Below are 25,058 nucleotides of genomic sequence, written 5' to 3'. Positions count from 1 at the left end.
TGAACTTGTGTATAACAAGTTTCAATAAAAACGGTAGATTGCATGAGCGAGTGATCGAAATGGAACGACTTTTGGCTTTGGACGCAGTCCAAAACAAGCGGAGTGACAGCTCGAACACAAACGATATGGTTAAGCTACTAAGAGCACACGGAGGATGCCTAGGCGCTAGGAGCCGATGAAGGACGTGGCGAACAACGAAACTGCCTCGGGGAGCTGTAAGCAAGCTTTGATCCGGGGGTGTCCGAATGGGGAAACCCAAGCTGGGGTAATTTCCAGTTACACCTAACTGAATACATAGGTTAGTGTGAGGCATACCAGGGGAACTGAAACATCTAAGTACCCTGAGGAAGAGAAAACAATAGTGATTCCGTCAGTAGCGGCGAGCGAACGCGGAGAAGCCCAAACCAGAGAGCTTGCTCTTTGGGGTTGTGGGACGTCTCACATGGAGTTACAAAGGAACCGGTTAAGCGAAGAGGTCTGGAAAGGCCCGCCAAAGAAGGTAAAAGCCCTGTAATTGAAAGTCTGTTCCCTCCGAGACGGATCCCGAGTAGTGCGGGGCACGTGAAACCCCGTATGAATCCGGCAGGACCATCTGCCAAGGCTAAATACTTCCTAGCGACCGATAGTGAAGCAGTACCGTGAGGGAAAGGTGAAAAGCACCCCGGAAGGGGAGTGAAATAGAACCTGAAACCGTGTGCTTACAAAAAGTCAGAGCCCGTTTTAGGGGTGATGGCGTGCCTTTTGTAGAATGAACCGGCGAGTTACGTTCCCGTGCAAGGTTAAGGTGAAGAGCCGGAGCCGCAGCGAAAGCGAGTCTGAATAGGGCGACATAGTACGTGGACGTAGACCCGAAACCGGGTGATCTACCCCTGTCCAGGGTGAAGGTGCGGTAACACGCACTGGAGGCCCGAACCCACGCACGTTGAAAAGTGCGGGGATGAGGTGGGGGTAGCGGAGAAATTCCAATCGAACTCGGAGATAGCTGGTTCTCCCCGAAATAGCTTTAGGGCTAGCCTCGGAAAACAGAGTCGTGGAGGTAGAGCACTGATTGGGTGCGGGGCCCGCAAGGGTTACCAAGCTCAGTCAAACTCCGAATGCCATAGACTTAGTTCCGGGAGTCAGACAGTGAGTGCTAAGATCCATTGTCAAAAGGGAAACAGCCCAGACCATCAGCTAAGGTCCCCAAGTGTGTGTTAAGTGGGAAAGGATGTGGAGTTGCACAGACAACCAGGATGTTGGCTTAGAAGCAGCCACCATTGAAAGAGTGCGTAATAGCTCACTGGTCGAGTGACTCTGCGCCGAAAATGTAACGGGGCTAAACACACCACCGAAGCTATGGCTTGATGCTTGCATCAGGGGTAGGGGAGCGTTGTATAAGGGTTGAAGGTGTACCGTAAGGAGCGCTGGACATTATACAAGTGAGAATGCCGGTATGAGTAACGAAAAGATCAGTGAGAATCTGATCCGCCGAAAGCCTAAGGGTTCCTGAGGAAGGCTCGTCCGCTCAGGGTAAGTCGGGACCTAAGGCGAGGCCGAAAGGCGTAGTCGAAGGACAACAGGTCGAAATTCCTGTACCACCGTAAGCCGTTATGAGCAATGGGGGGACGCAGTAGGGTAGTGACGCGGACTGATGGATGTCCGTCTAAGCAGTGAGGCTGATGTGTAGGCAAATCCGCACATCATTAAGGCTGAGCTGTGATGGGGAGCGAAAATTATAGTAGCGAAGGTCATGATCTCACACTGCCAAGAAAAGCCTCTAGCCAGGTGAAGGTGCCCGTACCGCAAACCGACACAGGTAGGCGAGAAGAGTATTCTAAGGCGCGCGGAAGAACTCTCGTTAAGGAACTCGGCAAAATGACCCCGTAACTTCGGGAGAAGGGGTGCCCCGGTAGTGTGAATAGCACGAGGGGGCCGCAGTGAAAAGGCCCAAGCGACTGTTTAGCAAAAACACAGGTCTGTGCGAAGCCGTAAGGCGAAGTATACGGGCTGACGCCTGCCCGGTGCTGGAAGGTTAAGGGGAGTGGTTAGGAGCAATCCGAAGCTGTGAACCGAAGCCCCAGTAAACGGCGGCCGTAACTATAACGGTCCTAAGGTAGCGAAATTCCTTGTCAGGTAAATTCTGACCCGCACGAATGGCGTAACGACTTGGGCGCTGTCTCAACGAGAGATCCGGTGAAATTTTAATACCTGTGAAGATGCAGGTTACCCGCGACAAGACGGAAAGACCCCATGGAGCTTTACTGCAGCTTGATATTGAATTTGGGTACGATCTGTACAGGATAGGTGGGAGCCTGAGAGACATGAGCGCCAGCTTGTGTGGAGGCAACGTTGGGATACCACCCTGATCGTATCTAGGTTCTAACCTGGTACCGTAATCCGGTGCGGGGACAGTGTCAGGTGGGCAGTTTGACTGGGGCGGTCGCCTCCTAAAGAGTAACGGAGGCGCCCAAAGGTTCCCTCAGAATGGTTGGAAATCATTCGAAGAGTGCAAAGGCATAAGGGAGCTTGACTGCGAGACCTACAAGTCGAGCAGGGACGAAAGTCGGGCTTAGTGATCCGGTGGTACCGCATGGAAGGGCCATCGCTCAACGGATAAAAGCTACCCTGGGGATAACAGGCTTATCTCCCCCAAGAGTCCACATCGACGGGGAGGTTTGGCACCTCGATGTCGGCTCATCGCATCCTGGGGCTGAAGTAGGTCCCAAGGGTTGGGCTGTTCGCCCATTAAAGCGGTACGCGAGCTGGGTTCAGAACGTCGTGAGACAGTTCGGTCCCTATCTGTCGTGGGCGTAGGAAATTTGAGAGGAGCTGTCCTTAGTACGAGAGGACCGGGATGGACGTACCGCTGGTGTACCAGTTGTTCCGCCAGGAGCACCGCTGGGTAGCTATGTACGGACGGGATAAACGCTGAAAGCATCTAAGCGTGAAGCCCCCCTCAAGATGAGATTTCCCAGTATGTAAGACCCCTTGAAGACGACGAGGTAGATAGGCTGGGGGTGGAAGTGCAGCAATGCATGGAGCTGACCAGTACTAATCGGTCGAGGGCTTATCCAAATATGCAAGTGATAGTTCGCATGTTTCGTTTCGAATCTAGTTTTCAGAGAACGAACTCTGAAATGTAAGCACCGCGTTTGGTGGCGATGGCGGAGGGGTTCCACACGTACCCATCCCGAACACGACCGTTAAGCCCTCTAGCGCCGATGGTACTTGGACCGCAGGGTCCTGGGAGAGTAGGACGCCGCCAAGCGATTTCCCTTTGGGGTATTTTTTTTGCCCCCCTTGTCAAGGAATAAGGGATATATATTAGGGCCCTTAGCTCAGTTGGTTAGAGCGCACCTCTGATAAGGGTGAGGCCGGTGGTTCGAGTCCACCAGGGCCCATAGCAAGACCACAACAAAAAAAACCAGAGTATGGGGCCATAGCTCAGCTGGGAGAGCGCCTGCCTTGCAAGCAGGAGGTCAGCGGTTCGATCCCGCTTGGCTCCACCATTCCCTGATAGCTCAGTTGGTAGAGCACTCGACTGTTAATCGAGTTGTCACAGGTTCGAGCCCTGTTCGGGGAGCCATATGGAGAGGTGTCCGAGCTGGCCGAAGGAGCACGATTGGAAATCGTGTAGGCGTCACAAGCGTCTCGAGGGTTCGAATCCCTCTCTCTCCGCCAGATAATTTTTTTAGCAAGGCCCGTTGGTCAAGGGGTTAAGACACCTCCCTTTCACGGAGGTAACAGGGGTTCGAATCCCCTACGGGTCATATAGATGGAGGCTTAGCTCAGCTGGGAGAGCATCTGCCTTACAAGCAGAGGGTCGGGGGTTCGATCCCCTCAGCCTCCACCATATTATCTTTTTAACGACGCGGGGTGGAGCAGCCCGGTAGCTCGTCGGGCTCATAACCCGAAGGCCGCAGGTTCAAATCCTGCCCCCGCAATTCACTTTCCTTGAGAAAGTATTATGGAACCGTGGTGTAGTTGGCCTAACATGCCTGCCTGTCACGCAGGAGATCGCGGGTTCGAATCCCGTCGGTTCCGCCATTTTTAATTTAATATACACCATGCCGGTGTAGCTCAACTGGTAGAGCAACTGACTTGTAATCAGTAGGTTGGGGGTTCAAGTCCTCTCGCCGGCACCATTTTTAGTACTTACATCTGAATTTGTAATTGAATGTATATTATAGATGCAGTTGTTAATACTAAGATACTCTTAGTGGATGAATGGCTTACTCTATGGCGATCGTGGCGAAGTGGTTAACGCACCGGTTTGTGGATCCGGCATTCGGGGGTTCAATTCCCCTCGATCGCCCCATGATTTTTTTAATGGGGATTAGCCAAGCGGTAAGGCAACGGACTTTGACTCCGTCATGCATAGGTTCAAATCCTATATCCCCAGCCATTTCATTATTTTGAGTCATTAGCTCAGTTGGTAGAGCACCTGACTTTTAATCAGGGTGTCGAAGGTTCGAGCCCTTCATGACTCACCATTATATTTTGCGGTCGTGGCGGAATTGGCAGACGCGCACGGTTCAGGTCCGTGTGGGCTAACCCCCCGTGGAGGTTCGAGTCCTCTCGACCGCACCATATGTTTTGCGGAAGTGGCTCAGCGGTAGAGCATCGCCTTGCCAAGGCGAGGGTCGCGGGTTCGATTCCCGTCTTCCGCTCCATATTTGCGCCCTTAGCTCAGCTGGATAGAGCGTTTGACTACGAATCAAAAGGCCGGGAGTTCGAATCTCTCAGGGCGCGCCATTATTTTCATAAGTATCGGGATGTAGCTCAGCTTGGTAGAGCACCTGGTTTGGGACCAGGGGGTCGCATGTTCAAATCGTGTCATCCCGATTTTTTTTATTATGCGGGTGTAGTTCAATGGTAGAACTTTAGCCTTCCAAGCTAATAGCGTGGGTTCGATTCCCATCACCCGCTTCCTAGATATATTGAAAGAGCTCTTGCTTATTGCAGGGGCTCTTTTTGTATTAGTCATTTAAACTCTTAATTAGTGAACTCTAAATTAGCTTACTGTATAAGTATCTTAATTCACTTAATTCAAGGAACGACAAAAGCTCCGCTTTCTACGATGAACGCAGGAAGAGGAGCTTGCGATGTTTCATTAGTACGATGACGAATAATTAGTATCTTTCAAGAATCGTCTGTGTCTTCAAGCCATCGGCAGGAATTAGCCAGTTGTTGTTCTCCAGCAATTGCAGCAGTTGGGTACGCAGGCCCGATACGGCTACAGCATCATCGGTTTTGAAAGAGACCTCTACGATATTTTCAGTACCTGTACCTGCTGCATTACGGATCGGCCATACTTCGAGTGTAAGTTCTTGACCATTCCATGTACCTTCATAACGTTGGAATGTGATCGGGCCATATGCACGGGATTGCGTCAGCTGCTGCTTGCCCCAGTTGGAGGCAGACCAGTTTTTCAATTTGCCAGGGAGCTTGTCCAGTAACATGTTCAAGGCTTCTTGCTCTGTAGGAAGATGAACACCTGTTGCATTGGTATCGACCTTTTTCGTGTTGGAGAAGCTTAGTGTTTGTTTGCCATATCCCCAATCGATCTCAGCCTCGTAATTATCATCCGATTTATCGAATCCTTCTTGGTTAGCCAATGTCAGCGCTGCGTTGATATCACCATTGATGACAGGGTATCGTTTTTTGTAGGTCAGTTCGTAGTTGTTTTTATCATCCTTCTTGCGAAAACGAACATTCCATCCTTGCTCATCCAGTCCGAGCGCATTGGTGTCAAAGTACTCTACGTTAATGTTTCTTGGCGTGGAACTCAGGCCGAGGGTCTGAATGACTTCACTGCGTGGTGTCCCATCTGTATTCAATACGAGTTCCGGCTTGGCTAGAAACTTTACTTCATAAGCAGGAACAGCATTGGCAGCAGCTGAAGCCTGGGGGGCTCCCAGAAACGTCAATCCACTTCCCAATGTTACGATGCTCAGCATGAATGAGGCAGATACCTTTTTCCACTTTTTCAAAACCAATCACTCTCCTAATCTGGATTAACGTACAGCTCCCACTTTATCGTCCGAGTATCTGAACGCGATTAACGGGGAGCGCACATTGCGTTAAGCCTGCATAGATTTGATGAATGGCAAACGATAGTTTATAGAGGATCAGGGGAATTCGCTATGGAAACAGGGAAGCCGTAGCTCACCTCTCGCAGCACTTCTTTGAAGCGATTTACTTGAACTGAAGGATGGCGGTCCTTGTTATGTACGGTATATATATGGCGCGGTGCCTGCTCTCCCGGAATGGGAAGAACCTGAATGAGCCCGTGCTGCTCCTCCCACTGTACTGCCATTCGTGACATGAACGAGACATGCCCCCCAATTAACACAAGCTGTTTGATGGCTTCCAGGGAATCCATCTCCACCGTACTCCTCAAACGAATGTCATGTTGCGCGAGCCATTGGTTGGTTAGTCGCCGAGTACTGGATTCGTTGCCATGTAGGGCAAATGGGATCTGAGCAATATGCTCAGGCGTCAATGGTTCCTTCTGGGCCAACCCATGCTGTGGAGAGCAGATTAATACCAAGTCATCCTCACATAACGTCTCAGCTTGCAGCGCGGGTCCGACAAACGGCTCAGAAGAGATCACCCCCAGATCAATCTGATGCCGAATTAACATCTCGCGAATAACGGGTGATGGTTTGACGGATAAGACGATACGAATGCCAGGGAATTCTTGAGAAAAGGTATTGAGTATAGCGGGCAGCAGATATGTAGCTGGTACATAGCTTGCCCCAATGTGCAGAGTGCCCCGATATAGACTGTCATATTCTTTTACTACCCGCCTTGCCTCTTGGGTCAGGGCATTGATTTTGACGGAATAGTGGAGCAGGGCTTGTCCGGCCTCGGTTAGAAAGGTCTTCCCACTGCGCGATTCGAATAATCGCACGCCCATCTCTTCCTCCAATGACTTCATATGAAATGTAACGGTTGGTTGTTTGATCCCCAGTAACTCTGCCACGCTTGTCATGTGATGATGCTTATCGATCAGCTCAACAATTTGCAGTTTGATCAGATTCAATGTCCCAACACTCCTCTCACTTCTACTAACCCCAATATATAAGATGATCTAATGTTTTTCATAAAGACGGAGAGTACAGAACCAATCTGAAGAAGCGAAGCCAAAAGCTTTCTGGAAGAAAGCTACTTCGGAAGCATATGCTTCGCCTTTATCCCCGGATTTCTCCCTTTAAAAAGGGAGTATAAGAAATCTGGGGATAACAGCGATCGGAAGATGGTGCTGTAATCGAAGCGAAAACATGAAAATTAATTTAGTTCACCTACTATAGATTTAATCTATGAACATCAACAGAATTCATCTAAAAAGTTAATTCCAATTTTACATACAAGACATACAACTCGCGAAAGCGGACGTTAGACTGAGAACAGTGCAAGAGATGAAGTAACAAAAGAGATCAAGTAACAGAAGACAGGCAGGGATGCTTATGAAATTAGAGATAACGGGAATTCAAAAATCATTCAATCAAACACCCGCACTGTTGCCGACAGATCTAACGCTTGAACATGGCAATTTCACGACACTGCTTGGCCCATCAGGCTGTGGCAAAACAACACTACTCCGCATGTTGGCCGGGCTGGAACAGCCGGATGCGGGGGAGATACGTGCAGATGGTGAGTATATCTACTCTGCGGCGAAGCGGATTGATATACCAACACACAAGCGTAATCTGGGCATGGTGTTTCAGGATTTTGCATTATGGCCACATATGACCGTCTATGAAAACGTAGCGTTTGGCCTAAAGGCCGGAAAACAGAAATCCGATCTGCGGCAAAAGGTGAACGAAGCCCTTGGTATGGTTCGCCTGCAAGGCATGGAAGATCGATATCCTCATCAGCTGTCTGGTGGACAGCAGCAACGGGTTGCTTTTGCCAGAGCCGTAGCCGTCCGACCTGGTGTGATCCTGTTCGATGAGCCACTAAGTGCACTGGATGCTGTACTTCGGGAAGAGATGCGGATTGAGATGATGTCCTTAGTACGGGATATGGGACTGACTACGCTGTACGTCACACATGATCAGATTGAAGCAATGTCGATGTCGGATGAGATTGTGGTGATGCAGAAGGGGCGGATATTGCAAAAAGGAAGCCCGGAAACGATCTACTCGGCGCCAAGTGATCCGTATGTCGCTTCGTTTATCGGAAAGTCCAACTGGCTCACGCCTAATCAATCGATGGTGCGTCCAGAGCATGTCACCTGGAACAAAACAGGTCATGATGATCTGTGTTATCCGGGAACTGTACTCAGCGTCAGCTATGTAGGTGAACGCTATGAAGTGCGGGTGCAGATGGAAGGGCTCGGCGTATGGACAGCCTATATGAACCAGAGAGTACGCGTAGGCGAGAAGGCTCAGCTCTATGTTGCTCCCGAGCGGATATGCCGCATGGATGGACAGGATGTCGAAACAGTGAATCACCGTGAAGTGATTGCAGCAGCTAATTAGGGATGAATTGATGTGTGAATGCAATCAAAAGCACTACAGATTGAACAACTTAATCGGAAACCAGGGGAGATGGATGAATATGTTGGGGATGAAAACACGGAAAAAGAGTGCAATGCTGTTATTAACTGCGGTAATGAGTATCAGTTTGTTCGGATGTAGTACGGGTAACACAACCACAGGCAATGCGGCACAACCCGCGGGTGAAGGAAACACAGCAGCGGCGGCGGAAACAACGAAAACGGCTGGTGGCAAGTTGGTATTGTATAGTGCTGGCCCACAGAAACTGGCCGATAACATCGTGAGTGGATTTACAGACAAAACAGGGATCGAAGTTGAAATGTTCCAGGGAACAACAGGCAAAATCCTGGCTCGTATGGAAGCTGAGAAATCCAATCCGGTAGCAGACGTTGTAATCCTGGCCTCCTTGCCTTCAGCACAGGCTTTGAAAGCCGATGGTTTGACGATGCCTTACCCCGAAGCAGCCAATGCGGACAAGCTGAACAAGGACTGGTCGGATGCAGAAGGCAACTATTTTAGCAGCAGTGCTTCCGCACTGGGTATTGTGTATAACACCAAACTGGTATCTACCCCGCCAACAAGTTGGGCAGATCTTGCTACGCCTGCGTGGAAAGATGCCGTGAACATTCCCGACCCTACATTATCAGGCTCAGCACTCGACTTCATCACAGGATACCTGAGTGCGAATGGTGAAAAAGGATGGGACCTGCTCAGTGCCTATAAAGCCAATGGTGTAGCGATGGCGGGAGCCAATCAGGAGGCACTTGATCCCGTTATTACAGGTGCCAAAAGCATCGTAGCCGCAGGTGTGGACTACATGGCGTATTCCTCCAAGGCAAAAGGTGAACCACTGGATATCGTATATCCGGAAGAAGGCACGGTAATCAGCCCAAGACCGGCAGCAATTCTAAAATCCAGTCCGAATGTAGAGAATGCCAAAGCGTTCATCGACTACTTGTTGTCTGACGAAGCACAGAAGCTTGTTACAGATGCTTATCTAATCCCGGGCCGCGAAGATATTGAAGCGACTAACCGTGCCAATGTGAAGGATATCCCACAACTTAAAGTGGATTGGAACTGGATGAGCGAACATGGCGAAGAGACAGCAGCGCGTTTTTCCGAGACGTTTAAATAAGAGTACTTTTGCATAAATCCAAAGAACGTCTTTCAATAAGCAAGGTATAGATCGAAATACTTCATTCTATTCGTCTAAATCATACCTGCTGTCTGTGGAAAGTCATGTGAGGTGAACATAGTGAAACTTGTTGGAATGGACAACAACCGTATTTTTCGGAGAGTGGGCGTGATTCTGGCCCTCTTTCTGCTGACCATAAGTATTGGCGTCCCGCTCTTGCTGATCTTCTGGCAAAGTGTGTATGTGGACGGACAATGGGACTGGATGGCCCCGATTCGCACGATTACAGGACATCATCTGTCGGGTGTACTGCTGAATTCCGTCTGGCTTGGCATCTGCGTTGTGGCGGTAACCACGCTGCTAGCGCTGCCGCTGGCCTGGATGATGGCAAAGACCCGGATGGGCGAGCATCGCTGGGTCGATGTCATCCTGATGATTCCATTCATGACTCCGCCGTATATCGGCTCCATGGGATGGATTCTGTTTATGCAAAAAGGGGGATACCTCCAGCAGTGGATACCCTCTTCTGCAAATTGGAGTGAAATGTTCTTCAGCTTCTGGGGTATGGTGCTCATCATGAGCTTGCACCTGTTCCCCTTCCTGTACTTGCTGCTTCGGGATGCATTGATTCGCATCGGCGGCAATCTGGAAGAAGCGGGAGCCGTGCACGGTGCACGTGCAGGGTACCGTTTCAGACGCATTATTTTACCCTTGTTGTTGTCGTCCTACGGCATGGGGATCATGCTGGTCTTTGTCAAAACGATTGCGGAATTCGGTACACCGGCAACCTTCGGGCGCAAGATTGGCTATTATGTCATGACCTCCGAAATTCATAAGTACATCTCCAGTTGGCCGATTGATTTCGGCAAGGCGACTTCACTCGCATCGGTGCTGCTGTCCGTCTGTCTGGTGATGTGGTATATGCAGTCTGCCATGAGTCGGAAGTTCACGTATCGTCTGGTTGGTGGCAAAGGGCAACGTTCGAAGCGATATTCTCTACGCGGCGGAGCCGGATGGTTGTGCGGGGTGTATCTTGCGATCCTGTTGATCCTGTCGGTAGGTATTCCGTATTTCTCCATCATTGCCGCTTCGACCATGAAGCTGCGGGGATCGGGAATTGCTTTTGATAATCTCACCTTGGATCATTACAAAGAGCTCTTATCTTGGGGATCAGTGAGTATGAAGGCCATCGGGAACAGTCTCGGTCTATCCCTCGCGGCTTCAACCGTTGCTGTTGTTATTGGTACGGGTTTTGCGCTCGCGATCGGCAGATCATCTTCATTCATGCAGCGTGTGATTGACTTGTTCAGTCTGTTGCCTAATACGGTGCCGGGTATCGTGATGGTAGTGGGTCTGATTCTCTTCTGGAACTCACCCTGGATGCCAGTCACGTTGTATAACACCTATGGCATGGTTGTTCTCACGTACGTCGTTCTCTTCTTGCCTTACACCGTGCAGTATGTAAAATCGAGCTTTACCCAGATTGACGGAACATTGTTCCAGGCTGGGCAAGTGTTTGGCGGGAAGCCGCTGTATATTCTGCGGCGAATCCTGATCCCATTGATTCTGCCCGGCATGCTGGCGGGCTGGATGATGACCTTTACGATTGCTACCCGAGAGCTGGTAGGTTCGTTGTTGATTCTCCCGCCGTCCATGCAGACGTCGGCGACGTATATTTTTGCCCAGTTTGAACAAGGTCAAGTGTCGCTCGGAATGGCGATGGCCGTTGTGACTGTAGGCATGACGGTGCTGATGCTGCTTGGAATTGAACTGCTGAATTCAAAGAGAAAGTGGAATGCATCATGATCAAACTGAACGTATGGGGCGGTGCAGGGGAACATGGACGTTCCGCCTATCTCCTGAACGGGAGCCGGTTCCACCTTTTGCTGGATTGTGGTGTCAAAAAAGAAGGCACGGGCCAGTATCCGCTGATTGATCCGGAGATTGTACCACAACTGGACGCGGTCCTCTTGTCTCACGCCCATGAAGATCATTCCGTCGCCATCCCACTGCTGTATAAGATGGGCTACCAGGGTGAAGTGTGGACGACAAGGGAGACGAAGGAGCAGTTGGGTACGTATTTTCGGGCATGGCGCAGCAGCATGGAACGTGCAGGACATGTAATACCATATGATAAAGCTGATGAGCAGCGTATTCGATACAGGTTTCTGGAAAACGAAGCAGACCGGGGCCATTGGTTTGAAATCATACCTGGGGTGGCGGCAGTCTGGGGGCGTAGCGGGCATCTGGCGGGTTCGGTCTGGTTCGGTCTGGAGATGGAGGGCAAGCGGATTCTGTACTCCGGTGATTATACGTCGGAGTCCATGCTTCTACAGGATGATGATGTGGCTGACGGATTCCGGTGGGCAGACCTGAATCGCGATAGCCGCGTAGGGGTTGTCCCTGCTCCGGTTCAAAGCCTTCAGGATATGTCCAACTTCAACGCGCCCAATGTAAAAACGGATGCGAACAGCGAACAGGTCAGCGAAATGGTACTTGGTCAAGCTATGGGAAAGATACTGGTTGATCAATCAGCATATGCTCAGACCCTTGCTGCTACAGGATCTACCGGATCAGAGACAGCACTAGGCTCATCTGCATTGTTACACAGCAACATCCTTACCGAACAAATGCACAGGAGAGAAAGTATAGAAGCCATGGTATCCATGCCTGACTCATCCCAGGTTAAGCTTGATCTGGCGATCGTGGATGCTGCCTATGGTACAGACCAGGATACGCAGGTCGATAAACTGCAACAACTGGAGAGCGCGATCAGCAGTACGCTTGCTCGGGGTGGCAAGGTTTTATTGCCTATGCCTGCGGTGGGCCGCGGCCAGGAGATTATTCTGTGGGCGCAGCAATGTTTTCAGGACATCCCCATGATAGTGGAACAGAAACTGGTGGATGGGATGACACAGTTACATCGTGTTCCCTATTGGCTCAGGACGGAAGAGCGGATTGGGGAAGTTTCGCCTGCGGACAGCATCGATCATTTTCTGAGCGGAGAAGGTTGGGCAAAGACATCTACCGAAGAAGAGCGTCTGCAGTTGCTGGAACAACATCATGCTTCCCTATGGTTTGTGCCGGACGGCATGATGCAGTCCTCGCTTGCACGTTGGTACTATGAGAAATGGGCATCGGATGAGAAAAATCTGATTCTGCTCACCGGGCATGTTGCCGCCGGAACTTTTGCCGATGAGTTATTGAGAAATCCAGAAGAGTATGGCAAATGTGAAGTTAGGAAATTGCGTTACAAAGTTCATCAGGGTTGGAGGGATGTGGAGCAGATGTTGGGCCGGATATCGGCACGGCATACCGTGCTTGTGCATACTGACCTTGCGGAGACGGAACGGTTGAGACAAGGTTTGCTTGTTGAAGGTTCATCTGCGGAAGCTGATATCCATGCGTTGTCTCCGGGAGATGAGTTATTCTTTTAATAGTTGCACATCTGATTTTAGTACATCCGAGGCGCCTTTGTGCGCCTCTTTTTGTCTTTTCAATTGAAATGTATTGCAAGATAGACATGTCTTATTGAATCGATATATTACCTGATTTGGTGCGGATATGGACTTGATATTTCCCTTGCCCTGTAGTGCCTTTGGAGGTGTGTTTGTTATCACTAATCTGCTGCAAGTCGAGGGAGTGAGAACGTCTTCCACTTCGAGATTCCATGGTCCAGTTCACATTCGGATTTTCTTCCATTACGTTCAGTGTTATATTACCGCTCGTTGAAACAAGGTGAATGTTGGAGAGAATACGGTCCGCATTTATGTCAATCGAGCCACTAGTCCCGTCAACCCACAAGTTGGATTGGATATGGTTGATCTGGACTTTTCCGGATGAACTGTTAATACGCAGATCACCTTCATAATGAAGTGGGACTCTAACCGTGATTACAGGTGTGTTCGCCAGATTAAAGATCCGAACCATATGTTTACTTGCAGAGATCCTTACGTCTCTGTGTCCGCGGACCATATTAAAAACGGGTTTATGATCATATGCGTTACTTGATACTTCCAGAGAGGTAATATCGGGTACAGTCTCCACGGTTATTGGAGTACTCCCATTATCTATTGAGATGAGGTCAATGGAATTCAGGGATGCCTTTTGTGTGTCGGTAATGGCGCTACTGGATAAGCTACAGGATGTTAAAACAAAGAGCAGACAGAAGCATAAGGAAATAACTTTTGTCATCAGATCACCTCCGGTATGAATTTGAATTTTGTATGACTTCATGTTATATGATGACGTAACGTCAGGATCAAGGTGTTTTCCGAAAAAATAGGGGTTGAAGTTGACGTAACGTCATTATGTATAATGGTCACGAATTCAGTTATATAGGGCAAAGGAGGGTAATAATCATGAAAACGGAAGATATTCTCATATATAGTTGCGTTATTATCGGGGCAGGTATAGGACTAATCATGAATCATGTATTTCCAGGTGTGTTAATTGGGCTGGGGGTAGGCTATCTGTTGAAATATACGATGATAGACGGGAAAAAGAAAAATGATATATGAGCTGTAGGAGGTGTATAACGCATTGTATATTCATATTCATGAACTCGCGCACAGAACGGGAATGACAGTGAGAACATTACGATATTACGACTCGATCGACCTCTTAAGTCCTTCCTCCAAAACGGAAGGGGGGCACAGATTATATGTAGAAGACGATTTAAAGAAGCTACAGCAGATTCAATTTTTCAAAAATATGGGCTACTCGCTAAAAGAAATTCGGGAGATGCTCACCGATGAGTCATGGAATTGGGAACAGTCTCTAAGGAATCAACTTTCCTATATTATAGAAGAACAACAGCGGTTGAATTCTATGGCCTCATCTCTGAGAGAAATGTTAAACAGCCTTATAATGGAGCAAGGTAATAAGCAAGATACGCTTGAGAAGCTGATTCAGCTCTCCAAGCCAAATATGGACAGGCTACGATCATATAAAGAAAACAGCTTTAGCCATGATGAGCTGGAATTATGGGAGAAACTGCCCCGCATGCAAGGTAATGATCCCGATTCTCTGGAATGGATTGCACTGATTGGCCAGTTGAAAAGTCAGATGAATAATGCCCCTAATGACGATAAAGTCCAGAATGTAATTCGTCGTATGCTGGAGAAGCAGCAGGAACAATTTGGGGGAGAAGACGCTTTTTTGGATAAACTGTGGGATGCCAGAAAATCTACTCAAGCATCCAATGAGCTTGGATTTTATCCGTTGGAGCCAGAACTGCTCAATTATATGGAAGCGGCTTATGATATTTTTATGGACAAGAGTGGACCTACTCATGAAGGCTGAATTACTGTTTTATATTGGGGGACTTGCACTACTGGATACATTAAGTCCTGCGCTGATCGGTGTAACGTTATATTTAATGATTCAAGAGAACCGGCGTTTTGGCTCACGGCTCATGATCTACGTAGTGACCGTCATGTTTTTATACTTGGTTCTGGGCGGTTTACTGATGGTAGGATTGGAGCTGTTACAAGCAATCTTCACGTCATTTTTTCAACATAAAGTTGTGAGCTGGGCCCTTTTGATCGTAGGAGGAATACTCTTTACAGGGAGTTTCTGGGTCAAACCGAAGGCAGGTGGAAGAAAGAAATATCAAGTTCCCCGTTCCACGGGGTTCAAGGGATTACTTGTCATGGGCATCTCTACATTTTTGTTGGAAGCAGGAACCGCTCTTCCCTATTATACTGCGGTAAGTCTGATGATCACGGAGGGACTTCCAATAACGGGATGGATACTCATTCTTATTGGATATAATCTAATCATGATCACGCCACCCCTTGTGATCTATGTGTTGCATACATGGCTGGGTTCCAGGATACAGGGGATCGTGGAAAAGCTGCAAAGAAAACTGGAGGAACAGTCCGGGTCAGTTCTCTCCTGGATGATGTGCATTGCAGGGCTGGTTCTGATCTTTAGTGTGCTCGATTATATATAGTGTCTACTGACGAATGAACAGGTTTTCGCTGAGGGCGAGAGCCTGTTTTGGCGTGCCGATCTGTCTACAAATCGGAAAACGTAGGAAAAGATACATAGAGAGTGGTTAACCTTTATCGTATGTAATTTAATTTCACATATAGTTTGACTTGTGAAATTTTATATCATATACTGGGTAAAATGTTGGCAGATGACGTGATCATCGGGTCTTGCAGGAGGTTGGAAATGGATGGATACAGGCAGCTATCCGATGTGGGAGAAGTATCGTTTGAAGCAGGAGCATCTGGTCATCGGACTAATGTCAGGGACATCTCTGGACGGAACGGATGCAGCGCTGGTGCGTATTCAAACCGATATGAGCGGTGCATTACAGGAGATCGAGCTGGTTGATTTCGTCTGTGTGCCGTATTCGAATGAATTAAGAGACGTACTGATCCGGTTATGTTCACCGGGGACTGCTCGTGTCGACGAGCTGACAGCCGCGCATTTTGGTGTATCGGAGTGGTATGCGCATAGTGTTACGGAATTGATGCAGTCTGCCGGTATCTCAACGCAGCAGGTGGATGTGATTAGCATGCATGGACAGACGGTATGGCATGCTCCTGTAGCATCTGCGTTTCCAGGTCCATCGGGAGCAAGTATTGAAGTGGTATCGACATTGCAGATCGGTGAATGTGCTGTCGTTCGAGAACGGACAGGACTGCCAGTGATTGGCAACCTGCGAGCAAGGGATATGGCGGCTGGTGGGGAGGGTGCTCCGCTTACGCCTTATGCGGATGCTCTGATGTTCCGCAGTCCGACGGAAGGGCGGCTAGTGCAGAATATCGGCGGCATTGGAAATGTAACGGTGCTTCCATGCGAGTCATCTACCGAAGGTATTTCGGCTTTTGATACGGGACCGGGCAATATGGTGATAGATGCCATTGTGCGGCAGGCAACGGACGGGCGGCAGCATTATGATCCGAGTGGAAGCATTGCCGCACAGGGGAAGGTCGATCAGGGTCTGGTAGACCTGTGTTTGGAGGATGAGTATTTCAAACGACTCCCGCCGAAAAGTACCGGGCGGGAAGTATATGGCGCCGCGTATGCAGTGAGACTGATGGAGATGGCCGCAGCACGTTCCTTAACGCTGGAAGATACGCTGGCTACTGCCACCTGTCTGACCGCAGAGACTATCGTACGTGCAGTGAAAGATTTTATCCTGCCCAAAGTGCACATATCGGCCATGCTCGCCTGCGGTGGTGGCACTTCAAATGCCACCTTAATGGAGATGATCCGTCATAGACTTCCAAAGGAGATCCGTTTGGAACGAACAGCAGATTACGGCATACCGGATGATGCTCGGGAAGCCATTGGATTTGCTTTACTTGGCCATGAGGCACTTATGGGCAGAACCAATACACTCCCGGCAGTAACCGGCGCGAGACATGCCGTAATCTCAGGCAACCTGACACTTTAGTAAGACCTGACCTTCGAATGGAGTTCAGTTATGGAAGGACAAGGAATTCAATTAGACGCGAGTGAAATTATAAGATAAAATGCTTGTACATGAATGCAGTATGGAAAGGAGGAGCGAATGGAGAGCATGAAAGGTGGACTTGTACGTTTACGCGCATTAATGGATGACCTGACCCCATCGGAGCGGAAGATCGGAGCTTATATTCTCGATCACCCACAAGAAACCGTCCAGTCCTCGGTGGCACAGTTATCCGAACGTAGCGGGGGCAGCCCGGCAGCTATTATTCGTCTCTGCAAATCGCTCGGGGTAGCGGGTTTCCAGGAACTGAAGCTTAAGATTGCTGGAGATTTACAGACGGATGAGCAATATAATTATACGGAGATTCGTCCCCAGGACTCCATGGAGAGCATTATTCAGCATGTGTCCGGAAATAATATTCAGTCAGTGAAGGATACGGTTCATATTCTGGACCCACGTCTGGTGGAAAAGGCTGTGGACGTGCTTCATCGGGCAAACCGGATTTTTTTCTATGGGGTAGGGGCCTCGAACCTGATTGCGCTGGATGCACATTACAAGTTCATGCGAATCAATCGCACAAGCTTTTCGTTTGCCGATCCACATATGCAGATTTCGTCCGCAACGACGCTCCGCGAAGATGACGCGGTGGTATGTATCTCGTATTCAGGAGAGACATCGAATGTAATCTCTTGTCTGAAGCATGCTCACGAAGGCGGTGCAGCGACAATCAGCATTACCAAGTGGGGCAGCAATACACTCAGCAGTATGGCGGATGTGCCTCTGATGATTACGTCCACCGAAAGTGATATTCGGAGTGGAGCAACATCGTCACGGATTGCCCAGTTGAACGTGATCGACATTTTGTATCTGGCGATTGCCAGTCGCGACTACAACCAGTCGGTGGAATATTTGGAGAAGAGCCGGCAGGCTATTCTGGAGCATAAATGAAGTAGAATCACATGAATCCCCTTTCTGTTTATCATACAGGAGGGGATTTTTTGACGCGAATGATATTGCTTTTCGTATAAAAAAAGCCCAAAAAGAGCCCAGACTGATGTCAGGCTCTTTCAACTTCAAGGACGATGCGCCCTGCTTGGTTCAGGAAGGACCGACAATGGCGCTGCGGACAAATCCGTCAGCCAGATCCAGTCTTCGCTGTGCTTCCACGGCGTCCACACCAGCCATCAGCATGACGATTGCCGTTTTTACATGACCGTCTGCACCGGCAAAGGCCTGTTCAATATCTGCCTCATTCGCTCCGGTTGCCAGATGGATCATGCGTTTGGCCCGATGGACAAGCTTTTCGTTCGAAGGATTCAGATCGACCATGAAATTACGGTAAACTTTGCCCAGACGAATCATGGCAGTAGTGGTGAGCATATTCAGTATCATTTTCTGGGCGCTGCCTGCCTTCATACGTGTTGATCCCATGACAACCTCCGGGCCGACAACGGCCTCGATGCTCACATCAGCCAAAAGGGTCATCGGCGTACCTGCGTTGTTACTCAGGCTGATCACCGTAGCTCCGATCTCCCTGGCGTGTCTCATCGCACCCAGCACATACGGCGTTCGCCCACTGGCTGCAATGCCAACCACGACATCGTTTTTGTCTAATCCATGTTCATCAAGGTCCGCCGCTCCCAATTCCTCACTATCTTCAGCACCTTCAACGGGGTCCTTCACTGCCCGGAATCCCCCTGCAATAATACCCTGCACCATGGAGGGAGGGGTTCCGTAGGTAGGCGGACATTCCGAAGCATCAAGTATCCCCAATCGTCCACTGGTGCCTGCACCTACATAGAATAGCCTGCCGCCAGACTGAAAGGCCTCCAAGATCCGATCCGCCGCTTGGGCAATGACCGGAATCAGGGGCTGGATAAGCTCTGCAATCCGTTGATCTTCCTTATTGATCAGTTCCATAATTTCTGCCGATGGCAATTCATCTATATGATCCGTTAGTGGATTGGGTTGTTCCGTTACTAATGAGTTCAGCATGTGATTCATCTGTACGGCCTCCTTCTCTCTTTTAGAATGATACATTCAGGGAACGGCATCTTCTTGCCAATAGTGCTGCACCTACCGATGGAGCAGGGGCATCTTCACGATATACAAATTCCAACTCTCCATAATATCCCGATAACTTCTGGATAAATGTATTTCGGAAAAGTGCTGCGTATCGAAACAGCGACCCGGACAGGACAACCTGAGTAGATGCAAATTCGGGATGACGGGCAATCAGCGCTTTGGCGGTATCCGCCAATTGTGCGGCCTCATCGATGATCAGTGCCCGGGCAACCTCGTCCCCGGATTCAGCTGCCTCTATAGCAAGGCGGGCGATGGATGCTGTCTCGCTTTTGCCCCAATTCGTCTGATAGACCAGCGACTTTAGCTCCGATATATCCGGAAGGTTCAGTTTCTTTAGAAGAAGCGGGGTTAAACGGGTTGGAGGAAGAACACCATCATAGCTCTGCATGACCACTTGGAGTGCACGTTGTCCAATACGATAGCCGCTCCCTTCATCTCCTAGCAGATGACCCCAGCCTCCTGCACGGTATCGTTCTCCTTCTAGCGTGAATCCGTACACGATGGACCCTGTTCCAGAGATGCACAATACACCGTGAGTATGTCCGAGAGAGGCCATCAGGGCAATCTCTCCTTCGGATACAACCCAGACAGGGCAGCTTTCTGATCCCTGTTGATTACGACTATTCATATAGTTATTTACAGCGTCGGCTATAAGTTGCCGTTCTTGCACGGTATCTACACCTGACATACCGAGGCATATACCTTCACAATTTGTCGATAGATCACTTTTTAGATTGAATAGCTGTTCCAGCACTCGTTGCAGTTCGGAAAGGGCCTGTTCCAGGGGTACGCTGTGAGGATTCGTGGGACCTCCGCTGAGCCGGGCGAGAATCTCGCCAGATTCAGAAATGATTGCTGCATCAGTATTGGTACCGCCTCCATCTACGCCAACATATACTCGCAAAGTGGCTCACCTCGATTGCTTGAGTTTTCTTTTTACATAGTATAGAGGCATAAAATGAAAAAGTAAAATTAAATTTTATATTAAAAAATAATGTTGAATTTTTATTTCAGAGCTCATATAATGAACTCAATCTACAATTTTGGAAGGAATTAATACTGTTAATGTCAACTAAGTTGACGTTATATTGCATTTAAGAGATTAATCCTGCGTACGTTCAGGTCTAATCCATAAGGGAGGTGCATTTTCCTTACTGCCACGCTCAATAGTCTGTTAAGTCGTTTAAGGATGGATGATTTCAAAAGGGGTAGCACGGTTAGGCAATGCAATTATCGGGAGACGACACGCGAAGGAGATGAAGGGATGAAAAAGAAGGGTCTAGTGTGGGCAATGTTGTTGATGATGGTCATGGTTACTGCCTGCGGGAATAGCGGGGGCGCTGCTTCAGATGATCCCAATGCAGAAGATACGGTGACCGTATGGACGTATCCAGTACATGGCACATATGAAGATGAACTGAAGGATCTAATCGTTGATTTCAATAAGGAACACCCGAACATTACCGTGAAGACGGAAATGCTCTCCTGGGCGGAAGGGCCCAAAAAATTCGATGTCGCTCTGAATGCCGGGAACCCGCCGGATCTTTACTTTCATAGTGTAGACGGCACGTATGTGAATACAGGATTGGCACTTGAGCTGGACAGCTACCTGACACCTGAGATCAAGGACGATTATCTGCCAGGAACGCTTGAGTTAGGCCAGATTCAGGGGAAACAATATGGACTGCCTTTATATCAATTCCAATGGGCTTGGGGTGGTAACAAACGGATCCTGGAGGAAGCGGGCATTGACTGGAAATCGATTCAGCAAAATGGCTGGACCTGGTCCGAATTCAACGATGCCGCAGCCAAATTGACCAAAACGCTCGATGGCGGGGCTAAGCAGTATGCATTGGTTACGGATGGTACTTCGCTCGATTTCATTGAATTGTTATCCAGGAACAACGGCATGATCGATGTTCTTGATAAAGACGGCACGTTCCAGTGGAATGATGGTCGCATTCTGGATACTCTCTCTTTTATCAAAAACCTGATGGATCAAGGGTATATGCCGAAGGAAACAGCGGCTCTCGCTCCAGCGAAACGGACGGATATGTTCTACGCAGGGGAAACGGCGATTATCTCCAAAGCGATTCCTTATTATGATGTGATGATTCAGAACCGCAACAAGGATATCGATGATGGCAAGGTACAGGGGGAAAAGATTGATTTTGTCCTGTTGCCTGTACCGCATAACGATGATCAACCTGCGGCAACAACGATGGGCGGCGAAGGGTATGTAGCCTTCAAACAGAAGAAGGACAAAGGCGAGCAGCATGCCAAAAATACGTTCCTGGTGATGGAAGCGCTCAGTGGTGCCAAAGCAGGGAACTCCGCCAATGAATTGGCTCTCCCATTCGTAAGACAGTCCCAGGTGGATCTGTTTAAAGGAAAAGAACTTGGGCAAGCCGATAATCTGGCTGCTGCGAAAGTCATGGCAGAGGATATTGCGATGCCGGTTGTACTGGAACTGGATATCGACAAAGCATCACAGCAAAAACAATTCAAGGAACAAGTAGTGAAGCCTAACATTCAGGCGCTGTTCTCCGGTGAGAAAACGCCGGAGCAGATCGCAGAAGACTTCAAGAGCAAAGGCCAGCAGATGTTCGGACAATAACGTGGACAATCAAACATAATGTATAACCACACTGATTAGGAGAGGAGGATTCGCCATGCAGACCGCCCTTGCGCCAAAACCGTCTGCGCCCCGGACTTCCAGGGCTGCCCGGTTTTGGCGAGATTACGGGTGGGCGTATTTGTTCATTTTGGCGCCTGTCCTGCTGTTTCTCATTTTCACACTGTATCCCGTACTAACAGCTCTCGTGATGAGCTTCCAGAAATACAACATTATGAATTCGACATGGGTTGGATTGGATAACTACGAGCGACTGGTGAAGGATGAGACGTTCTGGAAGTCGATCAAAAATACGGTGATCTTCACTGTAGGCACAGTCCCGGTCAATATTCTCATTACATTTGTACTGTCCTATTTCATCTATCAGATGAAAAGTAAATGGCAGACTTTTTTCAAAGCTACGATGTATCTGCCTGCGGTAGCCTCCGGGGTAACGATCTCCATTGTATGGCTGGCGATCTTTGATCCAACCGATTCGGGACTGCTGAACCGCTTCCTCAGCCTGTTCGGCCTTGACCCGGTGATCTGGCTGGGCCAGTCGGGAACGGCACTCTTTTCCCTCATTCTCATGAACTGGCTCGGATCGCACGGGGCGGGCATTATTCTGTATCTGGCAGCCATGGGCGGTATTCCGAAATCGCTGTACGAAGCGGCGGATATTGATCATGCCAGCGGCTGGACCCAGTTCAGCAAGATTACATGGCCGCTACTCAAACCAACAACGCTGTATCTGCTCGTTACAGGTGTGATCACGTCTTTCCAGGTGTTTATCTCGGTATATCTGATGACACAGGGTGGGCCAAACTTTGCGACAACAACGATCGCTTATCTGATCTACGAGACGGCATTCAAGTTCTATGAATTCGGATTGGCTTCGGCACAGTCGTTCGTATTGGCGATTATCATCATTGTCATTTCCGTCATACAGTTCAAATATTTCTCCAGCGATATTGAGTATTAGAAGTAGTTCAACTGAAAACCGACCTTTTTGAACACGTACGATTAGAGCACGTTGCATTAAGCATCCGGGGGTGAATGAAATCCATGAAATCAACACAGAAAAAGACACTGCTCGTTGTTGCATCCATTCTGCTGGTCGTCTGGGCGCTGGTGACGGTCATTCCTATGTACTGGATGCTCGTCGGTTCGGTGCAGGATAGCGCGATGTCGGCGTCGTTTAAACCACAGATGATCCCGGAGCAGTTGTCGTTATCGCCATATGAGCGCTTTTTTGCCAAAACTGATGCCTGGCGCTGGCTGTACAATTCGCTGCTCATCTCGATCATACTGACCGTAACCAATGTATTCTTCGCCTCCCTGGCGGGATATGCATTTGCCAAACTGAAGTTTCCGGGTAGTCAGGCGGTGTTCTGGACTCTTCTGGGGACCATGATGATTCCAGCACAGGTGACGTTAATTCCTTTGTACATTCTGATGGTCAATGTGTTTGATCTGGGGGATACGTATACAGCTATTATTCTGCCTGCTGCCGTCAGCGTAGGGAACATATTCCTAATGAAACAGTTCATGTCCACGCTGCCCACATCACTGATTCATGCGGCGCGTATTGATGCATGCAGCGAGTTCGGCATCTTCTGGAAAGTGATCCTGCCGATGGCGAAGCCGGGGATCGCGGTGCTGGCGATTTTCACGTTTGTCGCTTCGTGGAACGAATTCTTCTGGCCGTTCCTGATTACCAATTCGAATGAGATGCGTACGATTCAAGTGGGACTGGCCTCGTTCGTGTTTGCCGAATCAACCGATTTCGGCGCGATGATGGCGGGGGCAACAATAGGTGCCCTGCCCATGATCATTCTATTTTTCTCACTGCAACGTTACTTCTTGCAGGGCATTACGATCGGTGCGGTTAAAGGTTAATTCCTATATATGTTCAACTAGACATTTACACAATAATGGAGAGGACAGAAATAACCTGAAGAAGCGAAGGCGTTCGCCTTAAAGCTTTCTAAAAGAAAGCTACATCGGAAGCATAAGCTATCACCGGATTTCCCCTTTCTATAAAGGAATTAAAGAAATCTGGGGGTAACAGCGATCGGAAGGTTGTTCTGTCATCGGAGTGCCAGTGTAAATAATCGTTAGTTGAACTTATATAGTTCAGGACAAGCGACAACGTAAAGGGGGATCTACCTATGGCACGCGTGGAGTTTCGACAAGTGCGCAAAGAATTCAAAGACGATCATAAAGGAACGTTCACGGCTGTGGCCGGCTCGGACTTTGTTATAGAAGATAAGGAATTCGTAGTGTTTGTGGGTCCTTCGGGCTGTGGCAAGACAACGTCACTGCGGATGATTGCCGGACTTGAAAAGCAAACAAGCGGTGATATTGTGATTGGTGACCGGCTCGTTAACGATCTGCATCCGAAGGATCGGGATATCGCGATGGTGTTTCAGGATTATGCACTCTATCCGCATATGACCATCCGTGAAAATCTATCCTTTGGCCTGAAAAATCTGAAAAAGCCAAAGTCCTATATTGATGAACAGGTACAGAATGCGGCCTCCATTCTGGGACTGGAAGCGATGCTGGAACGCAAACCACGCGAGCTGTCTGGTGGTCAGCGCCAGCGTGTTGCGGTGGGGCGGGCGATTGTCCGTGATCCACAGGTGTTTTTATTCGACGAGCCACTGTCCAATCTGGATGCCAAGTTGCGGGTGCAGATGCGGGTGGAGTTGGGAGAGCTCCATAAACGTCTTGGTGCGACGATTGTGTATGTGACGCATGATCAGGTGGAGGCCATGACACTTGGAGAGCGCATCGTGGTTATGAATCATGGCGATATTCAGCAGGTGGCTTCACCGAAAGAACTGTACGCGAGTCCGCGGAATATGTTCGTTGCCGGATTTATCGGTTCCCCGGCAATGAACTTTATTGATGCACGGATTGACGGTACACAGGTTGTCATCGAGGGGGCCTCATTCACTTTGCCAGCGGATGTACTTGCTCGTCTTGAGAGTTATCAAGGCAAGCCGGTAATTATGGGGCTGCGCCCAGAGCATATTTTTGGTGATGATGTCGCTCCGAATATCCCGACAGACCATATGCTGCAGGCGCGGGTTCAGGTTGTAGAGCATCTGGGCTCCGAGAATTTGGTGTATTTCCATTCCGGTACCCGTACGGTTACGGCCAAGGTACACCCGGAAACACATGCTTATGTAGGAATGGACAAAAATTTTGTGCTGGACTTGCGTAAGGCACACTTTTTCGATCCAGAGACAGAGCTTGCGATTGGACGGGAGTAATAGACCGGGCCGGGTGAAGAGGAAC

At 49.1% G+C, this 25,058-nt stretch carries 18 protein-coding genes, 17 tRNA genes and 2 rRNA genes; 32 read left to right on the top strand and 5 right to left on the bottom strand.

The window, feature by feature from the left end:
- Positions 1-127 precede the first annotated feature (127 nt).
- The 19 genes from ACX9NY_RS21980 to ACX9NY_RS21890 all read left to right on the top strand — a co-directional run bounded on the left by ACX9NY_RS21980 (position 128) and on the right by ACX9NY_RS21890 (position 4,908).
- A 23S ribosomal RNA gene (locus ACX9NY_RS21980) occupies positions 128-3,054 on the top strand.
- Positions 3,055-3,130: 76 nt separating this feature from the next.
- A 5S ribosomal RNA gene (gene rrf / locus ACX9NY_RS21975) occupies positions 3,131-3,247 on the top strand.
- Between the two features lie 59 nt (positions 3,248-3,306).
- Positions 3,307-3,380: transfer RNA gene (locus tag ACX9NY_RS21970), tRNA-Ile, on the top strand.
- Positions 3,381-3,412: 32 nt separating this feature from the next.
- A tRNA-Ala gene (locus ACX9NY_RS21965) sits at positions 3,413-3,488 on the top strand.
- Between the two features lies 1 nt (position 3,489).
- Positions 3,490-3,565: transfer RNA gene (locus ACX9NY_RS21960), tRNA-Asn, on the top strand.
- Positions 3,566-3,568: 3 nt separating this feature from the next.
- A tRNA-Ser gene (locus ACX9NY_RS21955) sits at positions 3,569-3,660 on the top strand.
- Between the two features lie 17 nt (positions 3,661-3,677).
- A tRNA-Glu gene (locus ACX9NY_RS21950) sits at positions 3,678-3,749 on the top strand.
- A 7-nt stretch (positions 3,750-3,756) separates the two neighbouring features.
- Positions 3,757-3,832: transfer RNA gene (locus ACX9NY_RS21945), tRNA-Val, on the top strand.
- A gap of 17 nt (positions 3,833-3,849) precedes the next feature.
- Positions 3,850-3,923: transfer RNA gene (locus ACX9NY_RS21940), tRNA-Met, on the top strand.
- A gap of 25 nt (positions 3,924-3,948) precedes the next feature.
- Positions 3,949-4,026: transfer RNA gene (locus ACX9NY_RS21935), tRNA-Asp, on the top strand.
- 22 nt (positions 4,027-4,048) lie between these two features.
- A tRNA-Thr gene (locus ACX9NY_RS21930) sits at positions 4,049-4,124 on the top strand.
- 97 nt (positions 4,125-4,221) lie between these two features.
- Positions 4,222-4,297: transfer RNA gene (locus ACX9NY_RS21925), tRNA-His, on the top strand.
- Between the two features lie 12 nt (positions 4,298-4,309).
- Positions 4,310-4,384 (top strand) — tRNA-Gln (locus ACX9NY_RS21920).
- Positions 4,385-4,396: 12 nt separating this feature from the next.
- Positions 4,397-4,472: transfer RNA gene (locus ACX9NY_RS21915), tRNA-Lys, on the top strand.
- Between the two features lie 9 nt (positions 4,473-4,481).
- A tRNA-Leu gene (locus tag ACX9NY_RS21910) sits at positions 4,482-4,569 on the top strand.
- An 8-nt stretch (positions 4,570-4,577) separates the two neighbouring features.
- A tRNA-Gly gene (locus tag ACX9NY_RS21905) sits at positions 4,578-4,652 on the top strand.
- A gap of 5 nt (positions 4,653-4,657) precedes the next feature.
- A tRNA-Arg gene (locus ACX9NY_RS21900) sits at positions 4,658-4,734 on the top strand.
- A gap of 16 nt (positions 4,735-4,750) precedes the next feature.
- Positions 4,751-4,824, top strand: a tRNA-Pro gene (locus ACX9NY_RS21895).
- A gap of 13 nt (positions 4,825-4,837) precedes the next feature.
- Positions 4,838-4,908 (top strand) — tRNA-Gly (locus tag ACX9NY_RS21890).
- A 203-nt stretch (positions 4,909-5,111) separates the two neighbouring features.
- On the opposite strand, the gene ACX9NY_RS21885 is transcribed toward ACX9NY_RS21890, so the two are convergent.
- The gene (locus ACX9NY_RS21885; RefSeq protein ID WP_472475065.1) at positions 5,112-5,972 is read right to left on the bottom strand and encodes a hypothetical protein; all 861 of its coding nucleotides are present in this window, start codon (positions 5,970-5,972) and stop codon (positions 5,112-5,114) included.
- Between the two features lie 128 nt (positions 5,973-6,100).
- Entirely contained in the window at positions 6,101-7,027 is a 927-nt protein-coding gene (locus tag ACX9NY_RS21880; protein WP_472475063.1) for a LysR family transcriptional regulator, read from the bottom strand.
- A 424-nt stretch (positions 7,028-7,451) separates the two neighbouring features.
- On the opposite strand from ACX9NY_RS21880, the gene ACX9NY_RS21875 reads away from it, so the two are divergent.
- From ACX9NY_RS21875 to ACX9NY_RS21860, 4 genes are all read left to right on the top strand, one after another.
- The gene (locus tag ACX9NY_RS21875) at positions 7,452-8,468 is read left to right on the top strand and encodes an ABC transporter ATP-binding protein (protein WP_472475060.1); all 1,017 of its coding nucleotides are present in this window, start codon (positions 7,452-7,454) and stop codon (positions 8,466-8,468) included.
- Between the two features lie 79 nt (positions 8,469-8,547).
- Positions 8,548-9,621 (top strand): ABC transporter substrate-binding protein, encoded by a 1,074-nt coding sequence (locus ACX9NY_RS21870; RefSeq protein WP_472475058.1) that lies wholly within the window; start codon positions 8,548-8,550, stop codon positions 9,619-9,621.
- Positions 9,622-9,756: 135 nt separating this feature from the next.
- Positions 9,757-11,427 carry an ABC transporter permease gene (locus ACX9NY_RS21865; RefSeq protein ID WP_472479382.1) on the top strand — a complete coding sequence of 557 codons (1,671 nt, stop codon included), beginning with the start codon at positions 9,757-9,759 and terminating at the stop codon, positions 11,425-11,427.
- A complete protein-coding gene (locus ACX9NY_RS21860) occupies positions 11,424-13,058 on the top strand; it encodes an MBL fold metallo-hydrolase (RefSeq protein WP_472475056.1) in 1,635 nt (544 codons plus the stop codon). The genes ACX9NY_RS21865 and ACX9NY_RS21860 overlap by 4 nt, the downstream gene beginning before the upstream one ends.
- A gap of 91 nt (positions 13,059-13,149) precedes the next feature.
- On the opposite strand, the gene ACX9NY_RS21855 is transcribed toward ACX9NY_RS21860, so the two are convergent.
- Positions 13,150-13,815, bottom strand: coding sequence for a DUF4097 family beta strand repeat-containing protein (locus ACX9NY_RS21855; protein WP_472475054.1), 666 nt, complete (start codon positions 13,813-13,815; stop codon positions 13,150-13,152).
- Positions 13,816-13,982: 167 nt separating this feature from the next.
- Here ACX9NY_RS21855 and ACX9NY_RS21850 point away from each other — a divergent pair, with 167 nt between their 5' ends.
- The 5 genes from ACX9NY_RS21850 to ACX9NY_RS21830 all read left to right on the top strand — a co-directional run bounded on the left by ACX9NY_RS21850 (position 13,983) and on the right by ACX9NY_RS21830 (position 18,001).
- A complete protein-coding gene (locus ACX9NY_RS21850; protein ID WP_339239160.1) occupies positions 13,983-14,141 on the top strand; it encodes a hypothetical protein in 159 nt (52 codons plus the stop codon).
- 22 nt (positions 14,142-14,163) lie between these two features.
- Positions 14,164-14,925, top strand: coding sequence for a MerR family transcriptional regulator (locus ACX9NY_RS21845; protein ID WP_339239161.1), 762 nt, complete (start codon positions 14,164-14,166; stop codon positions 14,923-14,925).
- On the top strand, positions 14,915-15,577 hold the full coding sequence (locus tag ACX9NY_RS21840; RefSeq protein WP_339239162.1) for a GAP family protein: 663 nt from the start codon (positions 14,915-14,917) through the stop codon (positions 15,575-15,577). The genes ACX9NY_RS21845 and ACX9NY_RS21840 overlap by 11 nt, the downstream gene beginning before the upstream one ends.
- 228 nt (positions 15,578-15,805) lie before the next feature.
- Complete coding sequence (locus ACX9NY_RS21835; protein ID WP_472475051.1) at positions 15,806-17,035, top strand: anhydro-N-acetylmuramic acid kinase; 1,230 nt, start codon at positions 15,806-15,808, stop codon at positions 17,033-17,035.
- A 126-nt stretch (positions 17,036-17,161) separates the two neighbouring features.
- On the top strand, positions 17,162-18,001 hold the full coding sequence (locus ACX9NY_RS21830) for a MurR/RpiR family transcriptional regulator (protein ID WP_472479380.1): 840 nt from the start codon (positions 17,162-17,164) through the stop codon (positions 17,999-18,001).
- 150 nt (positions 18,002-18,151) lie between these two features.
- On the opposite strand, the gene murQ is transcribed toward ACX9NY_RS21830, so the two are convergent.
- Both murQ and ACX9NY_RS21820 read right to left on the bottom strand, forming a co-directional pair.
- The gene (gene murQ, locus ACX9NY_RS21825) at positions 18,152-19,057 is read right to left on the bottom strand and encodes an N-acetylmuramic acid 6-phosphate etherase (RefSeq protein ID WP_472475049.1); all 906 of its coding nucleotides are present in this window, start codon (positions 19,055-19,057) and stop codon (positions 18,152-18,154) included.
- Positions 19,058-19,079: 22 nt separating this feature from the next.
- Positions 19,080-20,042 carry an N-acetylglucosamine kinase gene (locus ACX9NY_RS21820; RefSeq protein WP_472475047.1) on the bottom strand — a complete coding sequence of 321 codons (963 nt, stop codon included), beginning with the start codon at positions 20,040-20,042 and terminating at the stop codon, positions 19,080-19,082.
- A 360-nt stretch (positions 20,043-20,402) separates the two neighbouring features.
- Here ACX9NY_RS21820 and ACX9NY_RS21815 point away from each other — a divergent pair, with 360 nt between their 5' ends.
- The 4 genes from ACX9NY_RS21815 to ACX9NY_RS21800 all read left to right on the top strand — a co-directional run bounded on the left by ACX9NY_RS21815 (position 20,403) and on the right by ACX9NY_RS21800 (position 25,033).
- Positions 20,403-21,755, top strand: coding sequence for an ABC transporter substrate-binding protein (locus ACX9NY_RS21815; protein ID WP_472475045.1), 1,353 nt, complete (start codon positions 20,403-20,405; stop codon positions 21,753-21,755).
- 55 nt (positions 21,756-21,810) lie between these two features.
- Positions 21,811-22,734 carry a carbohydrate ABC transporter permease gene (locus ACX9NY_RS21810; RefSeq protein ID WP_339239167.1) on the top strand — a complete coding sequence of 308 codons (924 nt, stop codon included), beginning with the start codon at positions 21,811-21,813 and terminating at the stop codon, positions 22,732-22,734.
- An 83-nt stretch (positions 22,735-22,817) separates the two neighbouring features.
- Positions 22,818-23,651, top strand: coding sequence for a carbohydrate ABC transporter permease (locus tag ACX9NY_RS21805; protein WP_105601619.1), 834 nt, complete (start codon positions 22,818-22,820; stop codon positions 23,649-23,651).
- Positions 23,652-23,923: 272 nt separating this feature from the next.
- Positions 23,924-25,033 carry an ABC transporter ATP-binding protein gene (locus ACX9NY_RS21800; protein WP_339239168.1) on the top strand — a complete coding sequence of 370 codons (1,110 nt, stop codon included), beginning with the start codon at positions 23,924-23,926 and terminating at the stop codon, positions 25,031-25,033.
- Positions 25,034-25,058 lie beyond the last annotated feature (25 nt).

This window comes from Paenibacillus sp. CB74 (assembly GCF_055687625.1).
This window is presented reverse-complemented; position numbering and strand designations above follow the sequence as displayed.

What these genes read in the sequence shown, in the direction of transcription:
- ACX9NY_RS21805 (WP_105601619.1), top strand. Translation starts at nt 22,818, where the DNA reads ATGAAATCAACACAGAAAAAGACACTGCTCGTTGTTGCATCCATTCTG.
- ACX9NY_RS21830 (WP_472479380.1), top strand. Translation starts at nt 17,162, where the DNA reads ATGAAAGGTGGACTTGTACGTTTACGCGCATTAATGGATGACCTGACC.
- ACX9NY_RS21870 (WP_472475058.1), top strand. Translation starts at nt 8,548, where the DNA reads ATGTTGGGGATGAAAACACGGAAAAAGAGTGCAATGCTGTTATTAACT.
- ACX9NY_RS21850 (WP_339239160.1), top strand. Translation starts at nt 13,983, where the DNA reads ATGAAAACGGAAGATATTCTCATATATAGTTGCGTTATTATCGGGGCA.
- ACX9NY_RS21815 (WP_472475045.1), top strand. Translation starts at nt 20,403, where the DNA reads ATGAAAAAGAAGGGTCTAGTGTGGGCAATGTTGTTGATGATGGTCATG.
- ACX9NY_RS21865 (WP_472479382.1), top strand. Translation starts at nt 9,757, where the DNA reads ATGGACAACAACCGTATTTTTCGGAGAGTGGGCGTGATTCTGGCCCTC.
- ACX9NY_RS21860 (WP_472475056.1), top strand. Translation starts at nt 11,424, where the DNA reads ATGATCAAACTGAACGTATGGGGCGGTGCAGGGGAACATGGACGTTCC.
- ACX9NY_RS21800 (WP_339239168.1), top strand. Translation starts at nt 23,924, where the DNA reads ATGGCACGCGTGGAGTTTCGACAAGTGCGCAAAGAATTCAAAGACGAT.
- ACX9NY_RS21835 (WP_472475051.1), top strand. Translation starts at nt 15,806, where the DNA reads ATGGATACAGGCAGCTATCCGATGTGGGAGAAGTATCGTTTGAAGCAG.
- ACX9NY_RS21840 (WP_339239162.1), top strand. Translation starts at nt 14,915, where the DNA reads ATGAAGGCTGAATTACTGTTTTATATTGGGGGACTTGCACTACTGGAT.
- ACX9NY_RS21810 (WP_339239167.1), top strand. Translation starts at nt 21,811, where the DNA reads ATGCAGACCGCCCTTGCGCCAAAACCGTCTGCGCCCCGGACTTCCAGG.
- ACX9NY_RS21855 (WP_472475054.1), bottom strand. Translation starts at nt 13,815, where the DNA reads ATGACAAAAGTTATTTCCTTATGCTTCTGTCTGCTCTTTGTTTTAACA.
- ACX9NY_RS21875 (WP_472475060.1), top strand. Translation starts at nt 7,452, where the DNA reads ATGAAATTAGAGATAACGGGAATTCAAAAATCATTCAATCAAACACCC.
- murQ (WP_472475049.1), bottom strand. Translation starts at nt 19,057, where the DNA reads ATGAATCACATGCTGAACTCATTAGTAACGGAACAACCCAATCCACTA.